The sequence below is a fragment of the Parvularculales bacterium genome, assembly GCA_036881865.1.
Classification (GTDB): Bacteria; Pseudomonadota; Alphaproteobacteria; order JAPOUT01; family JBAJNM01; genus JBAJNM01.
In genome coordinates this window covers 18,660-39,327 of record JBAJNM010000010.1, presented here as the reverse complement: position 1 = coordinate 39,327, position 20,668 = coordinate 18,660, and the positions used below count along the sequence as shown (strand labels likewise).

General features: G+C 49.7%; 20 protein-coding genes and 1 tRNA gene. 7 read left to right on the top strand and 14 right to left on the bottom strand.

The features are described from left to right. The first annotated feature begins 237 nt into the window (after window positions 1-237). The 3 genes from metK (at window position 238) to trxA (ending at window position 2,638) form a co-directional block, all read left to right on the top strand. Window positions 238-1,422 (top strand): methionine adenosyltransferase, encoded by a 1,185-nt coding sequence (gene metK / locus V6Z81_04100; protein MEG9861668.1) that lies wholly within the window; start codon window positions 238-240, stop codon window positions 1,420-1,422. Between the two features lie 23 nt (window positions 1,423-1,445). Then, a complete protein-coding gene (locus V6Z81_04095) occupies window positions 1,446-2,207 on the top strand; it encodes a tRNA (guanine(46)-N(7))-methyltransferase TrmB (protein MEG9861667.1) in 762 nt (253 codons plus the stop codon). A gap of 110 nt (window positions 2,208-2,317) precedes the next feature. Continuing rightward, window positions 2,318-2,638 (top strand): thioredoxin TrxA, encoded by a 321-nt coding sequence (trxA, locus tag V6Z81_04090; protein MEG9861666.1) that lies wholly within the window; start codon window positions 2,318-2,320, stop codon window positions 2,636-2,638. Here the strand turns inward: trxA and V6Z81_04085 are convergent. The 9 genes from V6Z81_04085 to aroA form a co-directional block, all read right to left on the bottom strand. Then, complete coding sequence (locus V6Z81_04085) at window positions 2,635-3,918, bottom strand: folylpolyglutamate synthase/dihydrofolate synthase family protein (GenBank protein MEG9861665.1); 1,284 nt, start codon at window positions 3,916-3,918, stop codon at window positions 2,635-2,637. The two genes, trxA and V6Z81_04085, sit on opposite strands and share 4 nt — an antisense overlap. Before the next feature lie 20 nt (window positions 3,919-3,938). Next, window positions 3,939-4,841, bottom strand: coding sequence for an acetyl-CoA carboxylase, carboxyltransferase subunit beta (gene accD / locus V6Z81_04080; protein ID MEG9861664.1), 903 nt, complete (start codon window positions 4,839-4,841; stop codon window positions 3,939-3,941). 25 nt (window positions 4,842-4,866) lie between these two features. Next, window positions 4,867-5,700 carry a tryptophan synthase subunit alpha gene (gene trpA / locus V6Z81_04075; protein ID MEG9861663.1) on the bottom strand — a complete coding sequence of 278 codons (834 nt, stop codon included), beginning with the start codon at window positions 5,698-5,700 and terminating at the stop codon, window positions 4,867-4,869. Then, window positions 5,697-6,914, bottom strand: coding sequence for a tryptophan synthase subunit beta (gene trpB / locus V6Z81_04070; protein MEG9861662.1), 1,218 nt, complete (start codon window positions 6,912-6,914; stop codon window positions 5,697-5,699). The genes trpA and trpB overlap by 4 nt, the downstream gene beginning before the upstream one ends. Window positions 6,915-6,925: 11 nt before the next feature. Beyond that, window positions 6,926-7,582, bottom strand: a complete 657-nt coding sequence (locus V6Z81_04065) for a phosphoribosylanthranilate isomerase (protein MEG9861661.1) — start codon at window positions 7,580-7,582, stop codon at window positions 6,926-6,928. Window positions 7,583-7,700: 118 nt separating this feature from the next. Further along, the gene (gene ihfB, locus V6Z81_04060; GenBank protein MEG9861660.1) at window positions 7,701-7,991 is read right to left on the bottom strand and encodes an integration host factor subunit beta; all 291 of its coding nucleotides are present in this window, start codon (window positions 7,989-7,991) and stop codon (window positions 7,701-7,703) included. Window positions 7,992-8,370: 379 nt separating this feature from the next. Then, window positions 8,371-10,134 (bottom strand): 30S ribosomal protein S1, encoded by a 1,764-nt coding sequence (gene rpsA / locus V6Z81_04055; GenBank protein MEG9861659.1) that lies wholly within the window; start codon window positions 10,132-10,134, stop codon window positions 8,371-8,373. A gap of 105 nt (window positions 10,135-10,239) precedes the next feature. Further along, complete coding sequence (cmk, locus tag V6Z81_04050; GenBank protein MEG9861658.1) at window positions 10,240-10,899, bottom strand: (d)CMP kinase; 660 nt, start codon at window positions 10,897-10,899, stop codon at window positions 10,240-10,242. Beyond that, window positions 10,896-12,245, bottom strand: a complete 1,350-nt coding sequence (gene aroA / locus V6Z81_04045) for a 3-phosphoshikimate 1-carboxyvinyltransferase (GenBank protein ID MEG9861657.1) — start codon at window positions 12,243-12,245, stop codon at window positions 10,896-10,898. The genes cmk and aroA overlap by 4 nt, the downstream gene beginning before the upstream one ends. 221 nt (window positions 12,246-12,466) lie before the next feature. Here aroA and V6Z81_04040 point away from each other — a divergent pair, with 221 nt between their 5' ends. The 3 genes from V6Z81_04040 to V6Z81_04030 all read left to right on the top strand — a co-directional run bounded on the left by V6Z81_04040 (window position 12,467) and on the right by V6Z81_04030 (window position 13,483). Continuing rightward, window positions 12,467-12,712, top strand: a complete 246-nt coding sequence (locus V6Z81_04040) for a TIGR02300 family protein (GenBank protein ID MEG9861656.1) — start codon at window positions 12,467-12,469, stop codon at window positions 12,710-12,712. A gap of 65 nt (window positions 12,713-12,777) precedes the next feature. Further along, window positions 12,778-12,853 (top strand) — tRNA-Ala (locus V6Z81_04035). Between the two features lie 24 nt (window positions 12,854-12,877). Beyond that, window positions 12,878-13,483, top strand: coding sequence for a cytochrome b (locus V6Z81_04030; GenBank protein MEG9861655.1), 606 nt, complete (start codon window positions 12,878-12,880; stop codon window positions 13,481-13,483). A 186-nt stretch (window positions 13,484-13,669) separates the two neighbouring features. Here the strand turns inward: V6Z81_04030 and V6Z81_04025 are convergent, their stop codons facing one another. The 4 genes from V6Z81_04025 to V6Z81_04010 all read right to left on the bottom strand — a co-directional run bounded on the left by V6Z81_04025 (window position 13,670) and on the right by V6Z81_04010 (window position 17,282). Beyond that, window positions 13,670-13,822: a hypothetical protein gene (locus V6Z81_04025; GenBank protein ID MEG9861654.1), complete on the bottom strand. Its 153-nt coding sequence runs from the start codon at window positions 13,820-13,822 to the stop codon at window positions 13,670-13,672. Window positions 13,823-13,999: 177 nt separating this feature from the next. Then, window positions 14,000-15,511, bottom strand: a complete 1,512-nt coding sequence (locus V6Z81_04020) for an SEL1-like repeat protein (GenBank protein MEG9861653.1) — start codon at window positions 15,509-15,511, stop codon at window positions 14,000-14,002. 203 nt (window positions 15,512-15,714) lie between these two features. Beyond that, on the bottom strand, window positions 15,715-15,873 hold the full coding sequence (locus tag V6Z81_04015; protein MEG9861652.1) for a hypothetical protein: 159 nt from the start codon (window positions 15,871-15,873) through the stop codon (window positions 15,715-15,717). A 365-nt stretch (window positions 15,874-16,238) separates the two neighbouring features. Next, window positions 16,239-17,282 (bottom strand): ankyrin repeat domain-containing protein, encoded by a 1,044-nt coding sequence (locus V6Z81_04010; GenBank protein ID MEG9861651.1) that lies wholly within the window; start codon window positions 17,280-17,282, stop codon window positions 16,239-16,241. A gap of 594 nt (window positions 17,283-17,876) precedes the next feature. On the opposite strand from V6Z81_04010, the gene V6Z81_04005 reads away from it, so the two are divergent. Further along, on the top strand, window positions 17,877-18,422 hold the full coding sequence (locus tag V6Z81_04005) for a superoxide dismutase family protein (protein ID MEG9861650.1): 546 nt from the start codon (window positions 17,877-17,879) through the stop codon (window positions 18,420-18,422). Between the two features lie 134 nt (window positions 18,423-18,556). Here the strand turns inward: V6Z81_04005 and V6Z81_04000 are convergent, their stop codons facing one another. Further along, the gene (locus V6Z81_04000; GenBank protein MEG9861649.1) at window positions 18,557-20,632 is read right to left on the bottom strand and encodes a 3-hydroxyacyl-CoA dehydrogenase NAD-binding domain-containing protein; all 2,076 of its coding nucleotides are present in this window, start codon (window positions 20,630-20,632) and stop codon (window positions 18,557-18,559) included. Window positions 20,633-20,668 lie beyond the last annotated feature (36 nt).

The window sequence follows — 20,668 nt, the reverse complement described above, 5'->3', positions numbered from 1 at the left end:
ATTACGCTCCACCTCCGCTGGACCCCTTATCCTCATTGCCCGCCTATCTCAGCAAAATAGATACCTACGTGGATTACAATGACACAATAATTAAATGTGGCAATCTTTATGAAACTTCTCGGATTTTTAAGGCATCACCGGTTGAGTCTTGCGCCTATCAGTCGTAACGTATGGAATGCCGCGTTGCCCTTGAGGCTCGCGGTTTCGTTTTGAGCATCACCGAGGGAGAAAGCGAGCATGTCTGGGTCTGATTATCTTTTCACCAGCGAATCCGTATCTGAGGGACACCCTGACAAAATATGTGATCGTATATCTGATGCGGTAGTAGATGCATATCTAGTGCAAGATCCAGAAGCGCGGGTTGCTGTAGAAACTCTCGTAACAAAAAAACTTATTGTTCTAGCGGGTGAGACGCGCAGTCAAGGTAGCATGTCTGCTGAAACTTTGGAAAAGATTGCCCGCGAGGCGGTGCGGGATATTGGATACGAGCAGGATAATTTCCATTGGGACAAAGCCAAGGGTACTGGCGTTCGTGTTTATGTTCATGAGCAATCAGCAGATATTGCCCAAGGGGTGGATGCTTCTGGCAACAAGAGTGAAGGTGCTGGCGACCAAGGCATTATGTTTGGCTATGCTTGTAGGGAGACCAAGGCTCTTATGCCGGCACCCATTTATTATGCTCATCTTATTCTGCGTCTTTTGGCTGAGGCACGTAAGACGGGAGCCATCAAGGGATTGGGACCGGATTCTAAAAGTCAGGTAACTCTACGTTATAAGGATGGTAAGCCGGTAGGAGCCGATAAGATTGTCGTCTCCACCCAACATGATGATGATAATCTGGATGTTCGCGCTCTGGTGAGACCATTTGTAGAGGAAGCCCTGCCTAAGGGCTGGATGTGTGCGGAAGATGATTTCCTTGTGAATCCTACAGGACGGTTTGTCATTGGTGGGCCTGATGGCGATGCCGGACTTACGGGTCGGAAAATCATTGTAGATACGTATGGTGGGGCGGCACCCCATGGTGGTGGAGCTTTTTCTGGCAAAGACCCCACGAAAGTTGACCGATCTGCTACTTATGCCGCTCGCTATCTGGCCAAGAATGTGGTGGCAGCAGGCCTTGCCAATCAATGCACCATTCAGTTGTCTTATGCTATCGGCGTATCGGATCCCTTATCTGTTTATGTCAACCAGCATAATAGTGGTAGCGTTGATGATAGAACTCTGGAAAAAGCATTGCGAGTTGTTATGGACTTAAGTCCGCGTGGTATTCGTGAGCACCTTAAGTTGAATAGGCCTATTTATGCTCGTACGGCTGCTTATGGTCATTTTGGACGCGAAGCCGATATGGAGGGTGGTTTCTCTTGGGAGAAAACCGACCTTGTGGATGAGTTGCGCGCAGCCCTGCCTTCATCAGATCGATAATATAAAAGTGACCTGTTGCGGAAATGAAAGCAGACACGTCTGAGAGTACCCCTTATTCCAGCCGTCGCCTTTACGGACGCAGAAAGGGGCCTAAACTTAGCGCTCGAAAAACTAGCCTTCTTGAGACTCAGTTACCTCTGCTACGTCTGGCTGTGCCTGATGACGGAAGACGCCTTGCTCCCACCTCTTTTTTCAAGAATTCTATCCGAGAAGTATGGTTAGAAATAGGTTTCGGCGCAGGAGAGCACCTAAGTGCCCTAGCGCGAGGATTCCCTCATGTGGGTTTTATCGGCTGCGAGCCTTATATCAGTGGTATGGCCGCCCTTTTAGGGCTTGTTAATAAACAAGGGTTGGACAACATCCGTCTTTCTGATATCCACGGACAAGACATAATAGAGTCTCTGGAGACCGCCAGCATCACCCGAATGTTTGTACTGTTTCCTGATCCATGGCCTAAGACTCGTCATTGGCGGCGGCGATTCGTTAATCCAGCCATGATAAAAGAGGCGACACGCGTTCTGGTTGATGGGGGGTGGCTATACATGGCCAGTGACGAGCCCAGTTACGTGAAATGGGTGATGCAACACATGACAGCCCCTTCTCCGACACTGAGTGCTAACTTTGAATGGCGGGCGGAAAGCCCCGCCGACTGGCGGCAACGCTCTGACGATTGGCCGAAACTGCCTACCGGCATGAGTTATCCCCAGACTCGCTATGAAACCAAAGCCCGTCAAGCCGGACGATGCCCCACCTATCTCACCTTTCGCCGTTTTCCTCGCAATTAAACCGTTTTTTCTGCAAAGGGTTGACGGAGCGGGTTACTCTTCCTACATTTTTACTTCACTCAGCAAAAGGGCTGTAACAACAGGCCACAACAATAGGGGAGGCCGCTTTTATGACCATAACCCACGTAACTGATTCATCTTTTGACCAAGACGTTATAGATTCCGAAACCCCAGTTCTGGTGGATTTCTGGGCGGAATGGTGTGGTCCCTGCAAGCAGATAGCCCCCCATCTAGAGGAAATCGCGGGCGATATGACCACCCGCCTCAATGTTGCTAAAATCAACATTGATGAAAACCCGGGAACGCCCACAAAATATGGCGTCAGAGGGATTCCCACCTTGATGTTGTTTAAGGATGGACAAGTGGCCGCCACCAAAGTTGGTGCTCTGTCCAAAGGTAAAATCGTGGAGTGGATTGAAAGCTCTCTTTAAGCTTCACCCTCTTTACTCATTTTAAGAATATGACCTGCTAGCTTAAGCGACCCGCATATTAAAATACGGCAGGGGTTCTTTTCATTTTGAAAGATCGCGTCAAGCGCGGCCTGAACATTAGCTGCCGGATAGGCCTCAAGGCCTACCCCCCGCGCCATATCTGCTAAGTTTTCTGCCGACCACCCGCTACCGTCAGGCAGGGCAACCGTCTGCACTCCATGTGCAATATCTCCAAACACAGAAAAGAACGTCGCTGCATCTTTATTAGCCATCATGCCGGTGATTAAATAAAGTGGTAAAGGACGTGCTTGCGCCATAGATTTCATAGCATAAGATAACACGAGAGCAGCTCCCGGATTATGCCCTCCATCCAGCCATATTTCAGCATCTGGCCTTATAGGAATAGCAAGAGATAGGTTATTAGCCGTCAATGCTTGCAGACGGCCCGGCCACTCAACAGATCGCACACCTTTTTCTATTGCACTATCTGCAACTGATAAACCGCCAAAGCGCAAGGTAGCAATAGCGGCACCGGCATTATCAATCTGGTGTATACCACTAAGAGCAGGCAGAGATAAATCTAGCAAACCATGGGTGTCCTGATATACCATGCCGCCCCCTTCAGACCATGCTGTGAAATCTTGTCCCTGCTCATAAATCGGCGCGGCCTTATCCGCCGCATGGGCACGTAATACCGCAAGTGCCTCTTCCATCTGACAACCCACAATAACAGGGACACCGGTTTTAATGATGCCTGCCTTTTCTGCGGCAATAGCCGCTATGGTATCACCTAAAAAATCCCGATGGTCCAGCGAGATCGGCGTAATGATACTCGCCAAGGGGCGCGCTACAACATTGGTAGCATCCAGCCGCCCCCCCAAACCGGTCTCCAACAACATCACATCGGCGGGCACTCGTGAGCATGCTAACAAAGCTGCCGCTGTTATCACTTCAAAAACAGTAATAGGCTCTCCTTTGTTGACCTGCTCACATTCTTCCAATAATGCCATTAACTCACGCTCATCAATGACAGATCCCGCTAAGCGAATACGCTCCTCAAACCGCACCAGATGAGGAGAGGTATAAACATGGACCCTCAACCCCGCTTGTTCCAAAAAAGCATGCAAAAAGGCAATGACAGAGCCTTTGCCATTTGTACCGGCTACATGAATAACCGTCGGCAGATGAGTATGAGGGGAACCTAGAGCCTCAAGGAGACGCCCCATGCGGGTTAAGGATAAATCAATCTGCCTTGGATAAAGCGCCGATAAACGCTCCACGATGTGAGAAACCGACTCCGTCAAGATAGAGGAGATACCCTGGATGGTAGCGTCTCATATCCGCTGGGCCGATGGTTATTAGATATCAAAACACGCAACAAACGGCCCAGCGTTGATTTAAGCTCTTCGCGCGATACAACCATGTCAATCATACCATGGTCTTTCAAAAATTCAGATCTTTGAAAACCATCCGGCAATTGCTCCCGAATGGTCTGCTCAATCACCCGTGGCCCTGTAAAACAAATAAGGGCACCCGGCTCAGCAATATGAACATCTCCCAACATGGCATACGAGGCCGTAACCCCCCCACTGGTGGGGTCAGTCAGCACCACAATATAAGGCAACCCCTTGTCACGAAGCATCTGAATGGCTGCTATTGTGCGTGGCATCTGCATCAAAGACAAAATGCCCTCCTGCATTCGCGCACCACCGGAAGCTGTCACAACCACGTACGGAATGCCTAGCTCACATGCATTTTGAGCGCCTGTCAAAACAGCCTCCCCCGCCGCCATACCCAAAGATCCGCCCATAAAGGCAAAATCCTGCACGGCAATCACAACACGTTGTTGTTCAAGGGACCCTACGCCTAGAATAACAGCATCAACCTCACCAGTTTTCTCACGGGCTTGCTTCAAACGATCACTATAGCGTTGAGTATCACGAAAACGAAGAGGATCTTGAGGGGATTCGGCGACTGCCAAACTTTCGTAGCGGCCTTCATCAAACAGAGACTCAAGGCGATTTTTGCCCGGCAATTTCATGTGAAAATAACACTGTGGACAAACGTTAAGATTGGCTTCAAGATCGCGCTGAAAAATCATCTCGCTACACTCAGGACACTTAACCCAAAGCGTATCACTATTATCGCTACCCTTAAAAACACTGCGTATCTTAGGTCGAACGACATTGGTTATCCAGTTCATAGAACTACCCTTGTTCTCTTCATCCTCATTTATGCACCTGATGTATACTGTCAGCCAGCTCGCCGGTAAAGGACAGAACGCTTGAGAGAGTTTTTTCTCCCGCACGTCCTTTGTTATCAAGACTGCTCCGCAAAACCTCCACAATGGCCGAGCCTACCACAACACCATCCGCTACTCGTGCTACGGCGCACGCCTGCTCTGGCGTTTTGACACCAAACCCCACAGCAACCGGTAGATCCGTATGGTGGGTAAGGCTCGTTACAGCGGCCTCTATATCCTCAACAGAAGCCTCCATTGTGCCGGTAACACCAGACACCGCAACATAATAGATAAAACCACCTATCCCCCGAAGCACAACCTTTAAGCGTGCCTCATCGGTGGTGGGTGTCACCAAACGAATTAAATCTATGCCCACCGCTTGAATAATCCCGCGCCATTCTCCATCTTCCTCCGGTGGCAAATCAACAATAATTAATCCATCCACACCGGCATCCGCTGCATCACGAGCAAACCGATCAACCCCATAAGCATGAATGGGGTTGCAATAACCCATTAGTACAATCGGCGTTTTGTTATTACCTTTACGAAATGTGCGCACCATACCCAAAGTGCGCTCCATAGAAGCCCCCGCTGCTAGTGCCCGTTGTGAAGCCGCCTGAATGACAGGGCCGTCAGCCATGGGATCTGTAAAGGGCATACCCAGTTCAATGATATCAACACCAGCCTCCGGCAGGCCTTGAATAAGCGCCAGCGATGTTTCAAGGTCGGGGTCACCCGCCGTTACAAAGGAGATAAACGCTGCGTGGTGAGGTCGCAAGGCCTCAAAACAGGCAGATAACCGAACAGAGGTAGCGCTCACAATTTAACCCCCAGATAATCTGCTACGGAGAATACGTCCTTATCGCCCCGCCCACACATGTTCATCACTATCAGATGGTCTGAGGCGAGTTTTGGTGCAATACGTGCTACGTGAGCCAACGCATGAGAAGGCTCCAGAGCCGGTAATATACCTTCAAGGCGAGCGCAGAGCTGAAACGCCTCTAACGCTTCATTGTCGGTTGCGGTTGCGTAAGAAACACGGTCCAGATCGTGAAGCCAGGCATGTTCAGGGCCGATACCTGGATAATCCAGACCCGCAGAGATAGAATGACCTTCGATTATCTGACCATCGTCATCCTGTAACAAATACGTACGGTTACCATGTAAAATCCCGGGCCTTCCTCCACTTAAAGAGGCTGCATGGTCAGATCCGTCAAGACCATGCCCCCCAGCCTCAACACCAATCATGGCAACACCGACATCATCCAAAAACGGATAAAATAATCCCATAGCGTTAGAGCCGCCACCGATGCAAGCTACAAGGGTATCCGGCAAGCGGTTTTCACGCTCCATAATTTGCGCACGGGTCTCACGACCTATCACCGATTGGAAATCTCGTACCATGGCCGGATAAGGATGAGGTCCGGCCACCGTGCCAATAATGTAAAATGTATCGTGAACGTGAGCGACCCAATCTCTTAAAGCCTCGTTCATGGCATCTTTGAGTGTGCCCGCTCCGGCGGTTACAGGAACCACCTCAGCGCCCAGAAGTTTCATACGAAAAACATTAGGCTTCTGGCGCTCTATGTCTGTAGCACCCATATAAATAACGCACGGCGTATCATAACGCGCGGCAACCGTTGCTACTGCCACGCCATGTTGTCCTGCGCCAGTTTCAGCAATAATGCGCTTCTTGCCCATGCGTCGCGCTAGTTCCATTTGCCCCAGACAATTATTGATTTTATGGGAACCCGTATGATTGAGTTCGTCACGCTTGAAATAAATACGCGCACCGCCCAGATGCTCCGTTAATCGCTCGGCAAAATAAAGCGGACTGGGACGGCCCGCATAATGTGCCAACAGATCATCCAGCCGGTTTTGAAAGTCTTTATCTGCGCGGGCTTCTTCATAGGCTTTCTCAACGGCCAATATAAGAGGCATCAGAGTTTCAGCCACGTACCTCCCCCCATAAGGGCCGAAATGTCCAGCATCATCAGGACCCGCCATCAATGAATTAGCACCTCTCATGGCCATGACCTCTTATCTTACTCTTCCGTATCAGCTGCCCGTGCGGCCCGTATAAAGCGCTGAATAAGCGCGACACTTTTTTGACCGGGCGACTCTTCTACGCCGGAGGCAACATCAACTGCAGATGCCCCGGTAAGGCGTATAGCCTGATCTACATTATCTGGTGTTAAGCCGCCGGACAACACCCACGGAATTTGAGATACAAAGTCTGCGAGCAAGGCCCAGTCAAAAGCAAGGCCGTTACCCCCCGGGAGTGCAGATTCTTGTCTGGGAGGGCGTGCGTCAAATAACAACATATCAGCAATGCCCTCATAACAGGCAACAACCTCTAAGTCCTCGGCTGTTTCAACAGACAAACTCTTGATAACCGGCACAGAAAAACGTTGTTTAATATCCTGGATACGGGCCGGACTTTCACTCCCATGGGCTTGAACATAATCGGGTTTGAGACACTCAATGATTTGAGATAGTGTTTTATCGTTGGCATCCACACACACCGCAACAGTGCGCACAGATTTGGGTAACAGGTGTGCCAATTCTGAAGCCACCCTAGGAACTACATAGCGAGGACTTGATGGATAGAAATTAAACCCCACCATCTCCGCCCTTTCCTCAGCAATCGCTTGAACGGAGTGTGGTGTGGTTAGGCCACATATTTTAACGGCTACCGTCATGGTTCAGCACTTTCTTTACCGCTCTTGCAGCGTATTATGAGGTGCGCACTATAAAGCGCATGAGCAAGAAAAAGAACCCAGCACGCCGCAGAAGACAGAGCTATAAAAACAATAACCGCTAACGGAGATTGTTCTTGTTAAGTTTTTGACGTAGTTCTTTTCCCGTGCGGAAAAACGGTACGCGTTTTTCCATAACATCTACACGTTCACCAGTGCGGGGATTACGACCTACGCGAGAGGCACGCTCTTTTGTTCCAAAAGACCCAAAGCCGCGCAGTTCTACCCTATCACCACGAGCCAATGCTTCAATGATCTCTCCAAAAACCGTGTTGACCACAGATTCAACGTCATTGCGATATAGATGCGGATTAGCCTCTGCAATACGGGAGATAAGTTCGGATTTAATCATGACGCCGTTCTCCAACGTTTATTGTTCGCAATCATTCCTAGTTTCCACCCTGAGCTTGCCAAACATCTGCCACCCCGTCAAGGGAAGCGAAAGAGGCTAACTAACTTTGAACCGGTAATCCATGGATATGCAGTGAGTCTCCATAAGTCAGTAGCATTGTCTCTTGACCACCAATCCCATCAATTAACCTTATATCATCTGGCTATATGATCTAGCATCGGCAAAATACCCGCTACAATTAAGTATCATACCACCACAATCACAACGGCTAAAATATGCCGCAACGAAAGATGATGCTTTAATCAGCGGCATCTGTACTACTATCGGCTCCAAAACTCATGGGCTTTAACTCCCTTATCCGCTTAACGCCAACAGCCTATCAGGATTTCGTCGTATCCTCTTCTGAGGCCTCCTGATCGCCCCCCTCGCCATCACCACCACGCACCCGCTTAAGAGCGGCACCCAGAATACTCCCCAAAGAAGCACCCGAGTCAGATGAACCATATTGCTTCACCGCTTCTTTCTCCTCAACAATCTCAAGAGCCTTAATGGAAAGCCCAAGAGTGCGAGAGCTAGGATCAAACTGCGTGATTTGAGCGTCTATCTTATCACCACGAGCAAATCGCTCAGGGCGTTGTTCGGCTCGCATGCGTGATAAATCGCCACGCCGGATATAGGCTTGCATGCCATCCTCTCCGACTTCCACTTCAATGCCATTGTCTTGAACTTTGACCACCGTACAGGTGACAATGGCACCCTTTTTGAGCTCCCCCATGGGATCATCACTGAGTTGCTTAACCCCCAAAGAAATACGCTCTTTCTCAATATCAACGCCCAGTACAACCGCTTTTACGTTTTGGCTCTTTTCATATTCCGCCAGAGCTTCCTCGCCGGGTTTATTCCAGTCTAGGTCCGACATGTGAATCATACCATCTACATCACCATCCAGACCTATAAACATGCCAAAATCCGTAATGTTCTTGATGGGGCCTTCAACAAGGGTGCCTTTGGGGAACCGTTTGGAGAAATCTTCCCACGGATTAGCGCCGCATTGTTTAAGGCCCAGCGAAACACGCCTCTTGGCTGGATCTACCTCCAACACCATGACTTCCACCTCTTGACTAGTAGAGATAATTTTTCCGGGATGTACGTTCTTTTTCACCCAACTCATTTCGGAGACATGAACCAATCCTTCAATGCCCGGCTCTAGTTCAACAAAAGCTCCATAGTCAGTGATATTTGTGACCCGCCCCATAAACTTGGTATCCACGGGATAACGCTCAACAACGCTTTCCCATGGGTCAGACTCCAGCTGCTTCATACCTAAAGAGATACGCTGGGTTTCCTGATTTATACGGGTTACCTGCACTTTAACCGTCTGCCCTACGCTTAGTACATCTGAGGGATGATGAACCCTCTGCCAAGCAATATCCGTTACGTGCAACAAGCCATCAATACCACCTAAATCAACAAAGGCCCCATAGTCTGTGATATTCTTGACAACACCCTCCAGAACACTGCCCTCGGCGAGGTTTTGTACTAATTCGTTGCGTTGTTCGGCACGGGCCTCTTCCAGCACAGCACGGCGGGAGACAACAATATTGCCACGCCGGCGATCCATTTTAAGAATCTGGAAGTGCTCCTGTGTATTCATATAAGGCGCTATATCCCTCACCGGACGCACATCTACCTGACTGCCGGGCAGAAAAGCCGTAGCGCCCCCAAGGTCTACCGTGAAGCCACCCCGTACGCGACCAAAAATAACGCCATCAACCGGCGTGCCGGCCTCATGTGCCTCTTCCAAAAGCCTCAAAGATTCTTCACGCCGTGCTTTATCACGAGATAAAACTGCCTCGCCCACCGCATTCTCTACACGCTCCAGATAAACCTCCACTTCATCTCCAATGGAGATATCACCCACCACGCCGCCTATGGAAAACTCTTTGAGTGGAACCCGGCCCTCTGTCTTTAACCCTACATCAATGACGGCACAATCTTGTTCTATGGCGACAATTTTACCATGGGTCACGGTACCCTCTTGAGTATTGGTGTGTGTAAAACTGTCTTCAAGCATCGCAGCAAACTCTTCTCGGCTGGGCGCGGCCAGAGATTCAGTCGTGCTCCCGGTTGCGGTATCGGTCAATTCATAGCTCCTGGTGGTTACAAAACGGCACGGGCTACCGATGCGTCTACGGCCCTTGAACTAGGGCTCCTGATGCAAGAAAAAAGTCACCATCATGCTAAAGGACTATTGTCGTTTAAGCCTAGCGTCAATGATGTCAATGGCGGCCTCCCGCACCGCTTCTATACCTAATTTCGAGGTATCTAGCAAGTGTGCGTCTATAGCTGGCTTGAGAGGAGCTATAGAGCGGGTACGATCACGCTCATCGCGTTCTAAAATATCCCCCAAAACGGCCTCTTTTGTAACACCGGAGGTTTTTTCTCCCATTTCTTTCCAACGTCGGAATGCCCGCACTTCGGGGATGGCATTCACAAACAGTTTGACCGTAGCCTCAGGGCAGACCACCGTACCGATATCGCGTCCATCAAGCACCGCACCGGACGCCCCCCCGGGCGGAGAGGCTGCAAACCGCCGTTGTACGCCGAGGATTTCAGTACGCACCATCCGATGAGTTGCAACCAGAGCCGCTGCAGCCGATATATCAGGCGTGCGCAACACCTCATAGGCCACCCGGCCAGGATCCAGCGCTTCAGGGGAAAGTGACTGCACAACCGCCAGCGTCTGTGCTTCATCGGCAGGATCATGCCCCCCCTCCAATACCGCCCGTGCCACAAGACGATACAAAAGCCCCGTATCCATGTGGGCAAAATTATAGTGAGCCGCAATAGCCCGCGCCAACGTGCCTTTGCCCGCCGCCGCCGTACCATCTATAGCAATAACAGTCACGGTGTCTTAAAGCGGGCGCCAAGCGCCGTCATCACGGCAACATAATTGGGAAAGCTCGTAGCGATCATGCGCGTATCCTCAACTGCCACCGGCTGTTTTGCCCCCACCCCTAAAGTCAGTGCAGCCATGGCAATGCGATGATCCATGTGAGTGGCAACCACACCACCCCCTTGAGGTGGCACACCCTGCCCATGAACCGTCAGGTTATCACCCTTGAGGGTGTGTAATACACCATTTGCCTCCAGCAAAGCCGTCATAGCGGTGAGGCGATCTGTCTCTTTCACCCGCAACTCACCTAAGCCCTCCATGACTGTATCTCCTTGAGCATAAGCGGCAGCAACCATAAAGGCCGGATATTCATCAATCATGGAAGGCACACGGGAGGCTGCAACATGAACTCCTTGCAGGGGACCGGAAGCGACTTCAATATCTGCAACATCCTCACCACTTTCCTGGCGTTTATTCACCATCCGGATATGTGCGCCCATCTCCTGCAGCACCTCTATCAAGCCATTGCGTCCGGCGTTGAGCATTATATTCTCAATAACGATTGAGGCCTCGGGAACTATCAAAGCGGCCACCATAGGAAACGCCGCCGCTGACGGGTCACCCGGCACACTGAGAGATGCCGGATGCAATTCCGGTTGCCCTTCAAGACGGATAACAACGCCGCCTTCATCGCGGTTTGTTATAGAAAGTTGTGCGCCAAAGTAATTTAAGAGGCGTTCGGTATGGTCGCGGGTTAGAACAGGTTCTTCTATGGTTGTTACCCCCGGCGCATTGAGACCCGCTAGCAGGAGAGCTGATTTCACCTGAGCGGATGCTACCGTCAAAACATGAGAGATAGGTATGGCCGAGGCCGCCCCACGCACGATAACCGGCAAGAGACACGGCTCGCGTGCCTCAAACTGAGCACCAAAAGATTGCAGAGGAGACATGACCCTATCCATAGGCCGGGCGCTGAGAGAGGGATCTCCCGTTAAGACAGACGTAAATGGATGAGTTGCTAACACACCCATCATGAGGCGTACGCCGGTTCCGGAGTTACCGAAATCAAGAGGTTGGTCCGGTGCCCGTAGACCACCAATGCCTACGCCGGAAAGCATCCATTGTCCGGCTTCATGTTCTAATTTGGCTCCAAGGGCCTGAAGCACTTGGGCTGTGGCCATGACGTCGGCCCCCTCGCTGAGGCCTTCAATGGAGGTCCGGCCTACTGCCAGAGCACCCAGAATGAGCGCCCTGTGAGATATGGATTTATCCCCGGGCACCTGTATCCGTCCGGCTAATCGGGAGACCGGCTCAGATATAAGAGGGACCATTGCAGAGGGAGTCGGGGCTACACTCATCGCTTCCCCCAAAAAACTAGAGAAAAAATACCAAAAAAGAGGCTCGCTCGGCCTTCATCTGGGACATCAGGCACCTGCTCGGTAGATAAAATAGCCCGTAGGGTGCAAATAGTTTTTGACAGAGGCATTTTATCGTGGCAAGTGATTGCGCCAAATCGTGACATAAGATTTATGTTGCGATGTAACACGTTGATATTCGGTGATATTACGGAGTTGCGCAAATGAAGACGCCTGATTTGGGGCATAGACATATATGCCCACAGTGTAGCACAAAATTCTATGACCTAAACCGTGAGCCTGCCGCTTGTCCTAAATGTGGTCAGAAGGTAAAGAGGCCACATGTTGTGGCCTCTCGTTCTGCAGTGGCATCAAAGCCGCCAATGACTGAGGATGATGCTCTTGATAGAGCGTTGGATGATATTGATACGGACGATGACGCCGGTAGCGATGATGATGAGGCTGGCTAGGGTCACGATTTTTGCTTGATTAAGACCCCATGTGACCATAGTTTTGTCAGAAGGTTGTTGCTGTAGGGGCCATAGCTCAGTTGGGAGAGCGCTTGAATGGCATTCAAGAGGTCGGCGGTTCGATTCCGCCTGGCTCCACCATCTTCATTCGGTGGATTGTGTAAATTGACAATTAAAAATACAAAAAAGAATTACGGTTTGATCTCTATTCTGCTTCATTGGATTGTCGCATTTGGTTTTCTCGGTGCTTACGCAGCAGTGTACTACCGTCACTGGTTCAGTACAGGCGGCTTTAGCATGACAGAGCTGAACTCAAATATGATTTCTCTCTATCTGCACCTGTCTTTTGGTATCACGATTGCTGTATTTGTTGTGCTGCGGATTATCTGGAGGTTGATGAATAAAACACCTGATGATGTATCAGGTGGTAATAAATTAGAACATCTCGCCGCACATGGCATGCATTGGACGCTGTATGCGGTGATGATCATCATGCCTGTCACAGGTTATATGGGCACAAAGCTGGATACGAATTTTTTCTTCCTGTTTGATATTCCAAAATTTAATGATACGTGGCTTTACCCGCTGATTGTTGAGCAATGGCTAGAGACAGACTGGAAGAGTTTTGAATCTGTTATGGACGCCATTCACAAAAATGGCGGCGCGTATGTAGTGTGGGTACTCATTGCGCTCCATGCGGGAGCAGCTCTTTATCACCATTTTATTAGAAAAGATGCCGTATTAAAGCGGATGCTGACTGTTGATATTTAGTTTGCCTAGACGCTGAATAACTCTGACGCACTATCTAAAGGGAACTAAATACTAAAATACCCAAAGCCTCATTTACTGATGGCTTTGCTTGAGTTTTTCATCATCCCCTTATGAGTCCATTTTTCACAAAAAAAACGGCAATCCGAGCGTCTTGGATTGCCGTTTCATCGTTATAGCTACCGAGAATTATGAATGAGAAGTTTTAGGGTTTTCCTTCATATAGTCCCACTCCTTTTTGGGGGGAGCCTGCATGGTAGCCCGTGCAACACGCTCCGGCGTGTCCTTAATCGGGGGGATAACCCGTGGGGGTCTCCCTCTGTCTTTGCTTTTTTCGGCCATTACATTCACTCCTCACAAGATTAGGCCGCCACTGTCTCTAGGTTCTTGTTTGGGTAGAATCGATGTTCCCGTTACCGAAAACGGCTTGCTAGGCGACACACCCTTATCACATATCCCCACGAAACAAGACAAGCATAAATGAATACAGGGTTTTTAGAAGCACGGACGTTAATTACGTCAACAGCCCTGATAGTTTTTTCTTATGTACTCTTGTGCCAGAGCTAGTGCTTCTGCTATCTGCTTAGAGGTCATCTGTTGCTCTATACCCTCTCTTGATTTTTTTGCTTCTGTGTTGCCATTTGATGCGGCAATGTTAAACCACATGTAAGCGGGTACGTAGTCCTGCAGAACGCCGTCTCCGTTGGCATACATCAGGCCAAGATTGTTTTGCGCTGCTGCAATCCCCTGCTCTGCAGCAAGGTAATACCATTTCGCTGCATGTTCGTTATCTTGTAGAATACCCCTTCCAGTGCGATACATATTCCCTAGATTGTATTGTGCCTCCGCAAGGCCTTGTTCGGCAGCGCGGTGAAACCATGTTAGCGCCTGTTCGTCATCCTGCGGGATGCCTTCTCCTTTGTTATACATCACTCCCAGATTAAATTGTGCTTTTGTTATTTGCTCTGGGGTCATCATTTTCACAATGTCCTCTATCTCTTCTCTTGCTCTTTCGTGGTCATTTGATACGGCAATGTTAAACCACATGTAAGCGTGTTCGTCATCCTGCGGGATACCACGCCCCTCATTATACATCTCTCCCAGATTATATTGTGCCTTTGCATGGCCTTGTTCGGCGGCAAGGCGAAACCATGTCATCGCCTGTTTGTAATCTTGGGGAACGCCTTTTCCGTTGTAATAAGCTACCCCCAAATTATTTTGTGCACCTGCAATCCCCTGCTCTGCAGCAAGGAGGTACCATTTGACCGCCTGTTTATAATCCTGCGGAACACCATCTCCGCTGGCATACATCATTCCCAAGCTAAATTGAGCCTTTGCATCACCCTGTTCGGCGGCGCGGCGGTACCATGTTGCTGCCTGCTCGTAATCCTGCGGGACGCCGTTTCCCCTAGCATATCTCCGCCCCAAATTATATTGCGCCTTAGCGTTTCCTTGTTGGGCGGCGCGGCGATACCACTGGATTGCCAGAACTTCATCTTGTGACACGCCTTGCCCGGTTGCATACATTACGCCCAGAGCACATTGCGCCCTTGCATGGTCTTGTTCGGCGGCTAGGCGAAACCATTCTATCGCTTGTTTGTAATCTTGGGGAACACCTTCTCCTTTATGATAACTTGTTCCCAGATTGTATTGTCCTTCTGCATGATCTTGCTTAGCAGCAAGGCGATAGTATTTTACCGCCTGCTTGTAATCCTGCGGTACACCTCGTCCGGTTTTATATTTAACGCCCAGATTGATTTGTGCGCTTGCATAGCCTTGCTCGGCAGCAAGGCGATAGCATTTTACCGCCTGCTTGTAATCCTGCGGTACGCCTCTCCCAGCTTGAAACATCACCCCCAAACCATTTTGTGCCTTTGCGTTACCCTGCTCAGCAGCAAGGCGAAACCATGTAACGGCCTTATTGTAATCTTGCGGGGCACCGTCTCCCTCGGCACACCTCTTCCCCACAATAAATTGCGCTTCTGCATCGCCCTGCTCAGCAAGTTCTAGCCACTCTTGAAACGTTCTCATGAGGTTTTAACCTCCGGTGGTTGACATGGGGCACCGGATGAAAGGGGAGAAGGCGGCAAGGGTATCGGCACCGGTCTTGCGCTCCTTATGACGTTCAATGCCCCGCTTCCTACCTTCCGTAGAGACCGTCAGTTTTCTTTGGGGGCTTATATACTTAAGTAACGTTCTCATTTTTCCAATATTTTAGCCAAAAACACAAATTTCTACCTGTACTGCGCCTCGTTGAGCAGCCAGTAGGCTTTGGTGTTTTTGAGATATTCATTCTCCTTGGCGTAGTCAAATGGGGTAAAACCCTGTTTGCCCTGTTTGCATGTCATGCCACTGGCCGTTTCCCTAAGCTCTTCTTCCATCATTCTATTCATTGGAACATCTCCTTTAAGCATGCGGCTTGAGCAAGTCGAATATCATCAAGCGCCGCTTTTTCCTTTCATGTTACCAAGTGAAACAAGACTCTATTAAAAAAGTCACTTATCTCCACAAGAGTGAAATCTTCCACAAGTATAAACATGCCAGAAAAACAGATCGTCACAGCAATGCACATGTTATGCCAGAACGAATTCCAAAACGGCGACTTTATTTCATCAACACGAAGCCATAAATAAAAGAATAAGATTATGATTCCTAGAAACACTATAAGTCCAATCTCCATATTATCCCCTCACAGTATTGCTAGTTTTTTTAAGTTTATATGCCATGGTAACAATCTGTTTTTTCATGTTTTTTCACTCTACCTGTACTGTGCCTCGTTGAGCAGCCAGTAGGCTTTGGTGTCTTTCAGACTTTCATTCTCCTTGGCGAGTTCAAATGCTGTGCGACCGAATTCATCCTGCGCCGTTGCGTCTGCTCCCCCCCTGAGCAGTGTTTCCACGATAGCCGGATTGCTTGTGAGCCGTGCGGCAGTAAGCAAAGGCGTATGACCAAATGCACCGCCACGGATCTCCATATCTGCCCCACGGTTAAGCAAGAGTTCCAGCACTGCAGGACTTTTACTCCGTACCGCCGCCCAGAGCAGAGGTGTTGCGTTTTCAGGGTTATCCCGTACATTTATGTCCATGCCATGATCCAGCAATAACTCAATATTCTTTAAAACTATTGCTTCATCTATAGGAACGGCCATAAGCACATCGTCACGTACGGCGGCCCAGTGCAGAGCCGACCTTCCTTTTCCGTCACGCGCCTCAATGTCGGCGCCGTACTCTATAAGCAGTTTCAACACGTCCGGTCTTCCGTTAAAACCTACTGCCCCGAGAAAGGGCGTCGTTCCGTGCTTGTCACGTGCCTCTATATCAGCCCCTCTCTCCAGCAAGGCTTTTATGACTGCTGATTTATTCTTTTCTACAGCCCCATGTAGGGGCGTACTTCCCCACCTGTTCCGGGCCTCTATGTCGGCCCCGTGGTCAAGCAGCAGTTTGACTATTGCGGGCTCTTCGTTGTAGTCCGCTGCCCAATGAAGAGGAGTCTGGCCATAATCTGTCTTTGCGTCAATATGGACACCGTGTTCAATCAAGACCCGAACACTCTCCGGTGAATGGTTATAACGCACTGCATAATGAAGGGGTGTCCATCCATTATTACAGATTTGCGGCAAACAGTCTTCTTCGTGAAAGGTATCCTTTATATCAGAACCCCTCTCGATTTCAGCCTGCACATCGGCAGCAGTCGCATTTTTCCAGAAACCCCAGGACAGAAACACGTTCTCCTGCGCATGAAGTGTCACTGGTGTGAAAACCAGAAAAAACATACTACAAAGGATGGTAGATATTGTTTTCATGCCAGACTTCCAAAAAGCCATCAAAAACAGGTGAGCAAGATTTACGTTACTTAAGTATATAAGCCCCTTTCTTTGGCAATCAAATCCTTATAGGAAAGTCGCTTATCACTTAGTTCCGCGACAATGTTTCCCATTTGAATAAGGGTATCACTATCCCTGTCATTATATCTGCCGGAAAACTCGTTCACATAGCGCCCAAGGTGCTTATGGCTCATGTAATGATAGGTATCGTAATAGCCGCGAAAGTCAAGCTCCAAAACTGGAATTTGGGTATTTTAGTATATAGTTCCCCTTTCCATATTATGTACAATCACCGAAGGTGTTCTGTCAGGCATCACCCAACTTAGAGGGCCTTATACAGGTCTCTCTTGCTCTCCGGGGCTTCGAAATGCTTTGAATGCCACCGCTGACACCAAACTCTTCACTCTGACGGGCTTAAACATTAAGTATTGAAACTCCTAATCACTTTCATTGATTAAGGGTAAAATGCAGTATTTTGAGGATTAATGCATTGCATTGTGAATAGGATCAGAGGAGTCTATGCAGGTTTCATATTGTGGTGTTCTCACCTCCAATCAATAGAAAGGAATTGGGGTGAATAAACCGGTTTTAAAGGCAGGGCTTGCTGCGTTTATGTTCGCAAATGTAGCCTGTTCGGATGCAGATGATATAGGTACAAGGGCCGAAGCCACAATCATCGGTAATGATGGAGACACCATAGGCGAGGCCAGTTTTATCCAGGGCACCGAGGGTGTGGTCTTGGAAGTTAAGGTCAGGAATATATCTCCGGGCAAACACGGTCTTCACTTTCATCGTGTTGGCATTTGTCATGACGCGTATGACTTTCAGATGTCCGGGGGCCATATTGAGTCAGACACGGTTCCTCATGGACTACTCAATCCGGATGGCCCCCATGCAGGGGATATGCCCAATTTGATTGTTCACGAAGATGGCACAGCCCATGCAGAATTCTATAGCGAACTTGTGTCACTAAACGGTCGGTGGGGACAACCTGCCCTGTTAGATGACGATGGTTCTGCATTGGTCATTCATCTCTATGAAGACGACTATAAAAGCCAGCCCATAGGTGGCTCAGGTTCCCGCATTGGTTGTGGCCTTATCACTCCTGTAGGCGGCTAAGGTCGGCCACTTTTTTGTGCATTTACAATGGTGCATCACTATGGTGCCAGACGCTGGCTATTTAAGCAAAAACTGCTCAAATACCATAATGATTTGGTAGACCGGTTCCGGCAAATATAAATTTCTGAACCGGCCTACAGGCTAGAAAATCCCTTACTCTCCTTAGCAAGACGGGCCAACAAGGGGGACGGCGTAAACGCCTCACCAAACTCTACTTCAAACGCTTGCATCCGCGCCAACACTTTATCCAGGCCTACCGTGTCGCCATAAAACATCGGACCGCCCCGATAAACAGGCCAGCCGTACCCATTAACCCAGATAATATCAATGTCACCCGGGCGCAGAGCCATCCCCTCCTCCAAAATCTTCGCACCCTCGTTAATCATCGGATAAACGCAACGCTCAAGGATTTCTTCATCTGAGACCTCACGGCGCTTAATCTGTCGCGCCTCGGCATACTCTTGAATAATAGCCTCTACTTTCGGGTCAGGCGTAGCCTTACGGTTCTCATCATAAAGATAATAACCCGCACCCGACTTCTGCCCCAAACGCCCCGCCTCGCACAAAATATCCCGCAACGTCTCGCCCTTGGAGTCCTCCTTACTCCAGCCAATATCCAGTCCCGCTAAATCACTCATGGCAAACGGCCCCATAGGAAAGCCAAAGTCATACAACACCCTGTCAACATCCCACGGCAAAGCGCCCTCCAATATAAGGCGTTGAGCCTGCTCTTGTCGGCGGGCCAAAATACGATTGCCAACAAAACCCGGACACACACCAACAAGAACCGCAATCTTGCCTACCTTGCGACCTATATCCATAGCGGTGGCAATAGTAGCATGATCAGTTTTTTCAGCCCGTACCACCTCCAAAAGACGCATAACATTCGCCGGACTAAAAAAGTGCATCCCGATAACCGCTTCCGGACGCTTCGTTGCCGTGGCGATCTCGTTTATGTCTAACGCCGAGGTGTTTGTCGCCAAAACTGATCCGGGCTTCACGATGCTATCTAGCTTCGCAAAAATTTCCTTCTTGAGTGCCATGTTCTCAAACACCGCCTCAATAACCATGTCACAATCCGCTAAATCATCAAGAGACGTAGACGGCGTCAAGCGCCCCATGCGGGTCTCTACATCGTCCTGTGTGATGCGTCCCTTGCGAGCCGTGTTTTCATAATTCTTACGCACAACCCCCAAACCGCTTTCCAGACGCGCAGCCTCTGCCTCTACAATGGTGACAGGAATACCTGCATTGGCAAAGTTCATCGCAATACCGCCACCCATGGTACCGGCCCCAATAATGCCAACCTTCCTTACATCAACAAGGGGTGTCTCACGAGAAACATCCGGGATCTTGGCCACTTGCCGTTCTGCAAAAAATACATAACGCTGAGCCGCCGATTGAACACCACTTACCAACTCTCCAAACAGTTTGCTCTCTTTTTTCAACCCTTCGTCAAAAGGCAGATTAACGGCCGCCTCAATACACTGAATGTTATACTCCGGTGCCAGAAAGCCCCGCGTACGCCGCGCAATAGACTTACGGAACTCATCAAAAATCTCGGGCTTACCCTGCGCAGCCTGAACTTTGTCGTTGCGGTCGCGGATTTTTACCAACGGGCGCTTCTCCTCTACCACCCGGCGGGCAAAAGCGATTGCGCCATCCCGCAAACTCCCTTCCTCGGTCAATTCATCAAACAAGCCCATATCAAGAGCTGCCTTGGCCGGGACATGATTGCCGCCTGTGACCATTTCCAGCGCCTTTTCCACTCCCACCACACGGGGCAAGCGCTGTGTGCCTCCCGCTCCCGGCAACAAGCCCAGTTTCACTTCCGGCAATCCACACCGCGCCGAGGGAACTGCCACACGATAATGACATACCAACGCAACCTCAAAACCGCCCCCTAAGGCCGTTCCATGTATGGCGGCCACAACGGGTTTTGGGGCATCCTCTATGACGTTTTGCACATCCCTCAAAGATGGCCCCGATGGTGTTTTGCCAAACTCGCTAATATCCGCACCGGCAATAAACGTACGACCATCGCAAATCAACACAATAGCCCCGGCATCACTCGCAACGGCTTGCTTAACGCCCTCCAAAAGACCTTCTCGAACCACGGCCGATAATGCATTCACAGGTGGTGAGTTGAGGGTTAAAATGGCAACGCCGTTGTCTTGCTCCAAAGTGGTGACGTCGTTTATCTTGGTCATGGCGGTAATACCTCTTTCTGTCCCGTGTTGCAGTTC

Bases quoted from the DNA above. Each gene is read 5' to 3' on its own strand.
- metK (MEG9861668.1), top strand. From the start codon at position 238: ATGTCTGGGTCTGATTATCTTTTCACCAGCGAATCCGTATCTGAGGGA.
- V6Z81_04095 (MEG9861667.1), top strand. From the start codon at position 1,446: ATGAAAGCAGACACGTCTGAGAGTACCCCTTATTCCAGCCGTCGCCTT.
- trxA (MEG9861666.1), top strand. From the start codon at position 2,318: ATGACCATAACCCACGTAACTGATTCATCTTTTGACCAAGACGTTATA.
- accD (MEG9861664.1), bottom strand. From the start codon at position 4,841: ATGAACTGGATAACCAATGTCGTTCGACCTAAGATACGCAGTGTTTTT.
- trpB (MEG9861662.1), bottom strand. From the start codon at position 6,914: ATGGCCATGAGAGGTGCTAATTCATTGATGGCGGGTCCTGATGATGCT.
- V6Z81_04065 (MEG9861661.1), bottom strand. From the start codon at position 7,582: ATGACGGTAGCCGTTAAAATATGTGGCCTAACCACACCACACTCCGTT.
- ihfB (MEG9861660.1), bottom strand. From the start codon at position 7,991: ATGATTAAATCCGAACTTATCTCCCGTATTGCAGAGGCTAATCCGCAT.
- aroA (MEG9861657.1), bottom strand. From the start codon at position 12,245: ATGAGTGTAGCCCCGACTCCCTCTGCAATGGTCCCTCTTATATCTGAG.
- V6Z81_04040 (MEG9861656.1), top strand. From the start codon at position 12,467: ATGAAGACGCCTGATTTGGGGCATAGACATATATGCCCACAGTGTAGC.
- V6Z81_04025 (MEG9861654.1), bottom strand. From the start codon at position 13,822: ATGGCCGAAAAAAGCAAAGACAGAGGGAGACCCCCACGGGTTATCCCC.
- V6Z81_04020 (MEG9861653.1), bottom strand. From the start codon at position 15,511: ATGAGAACGTTTCAAGAGTGGCTAGAACTTGCTGAGCAGGGCGATGCA.
- V6Z81_04015 (MEG9861652.1), bottom strand. From the start codon at position 15,873: ATGAATAGAATGATGGAAGAAGAGCTTAGGGAAACGGCCAGTGGCATG.
- V6Z81_04010 (MEG9861651.1), bottom strand. From the start codon at position 17,282: ATGAAAACAATATCTACCATCCTTTGTAGTATGTTTTTTCTGGTTTTC.
- V6Z81_04000 (MEG9861649.1), bottom strand. From the start codon at position 20,632: ATGACCAAGATAAACGACGTCACCACTTTGGAGCAAGACAACGGCGTT.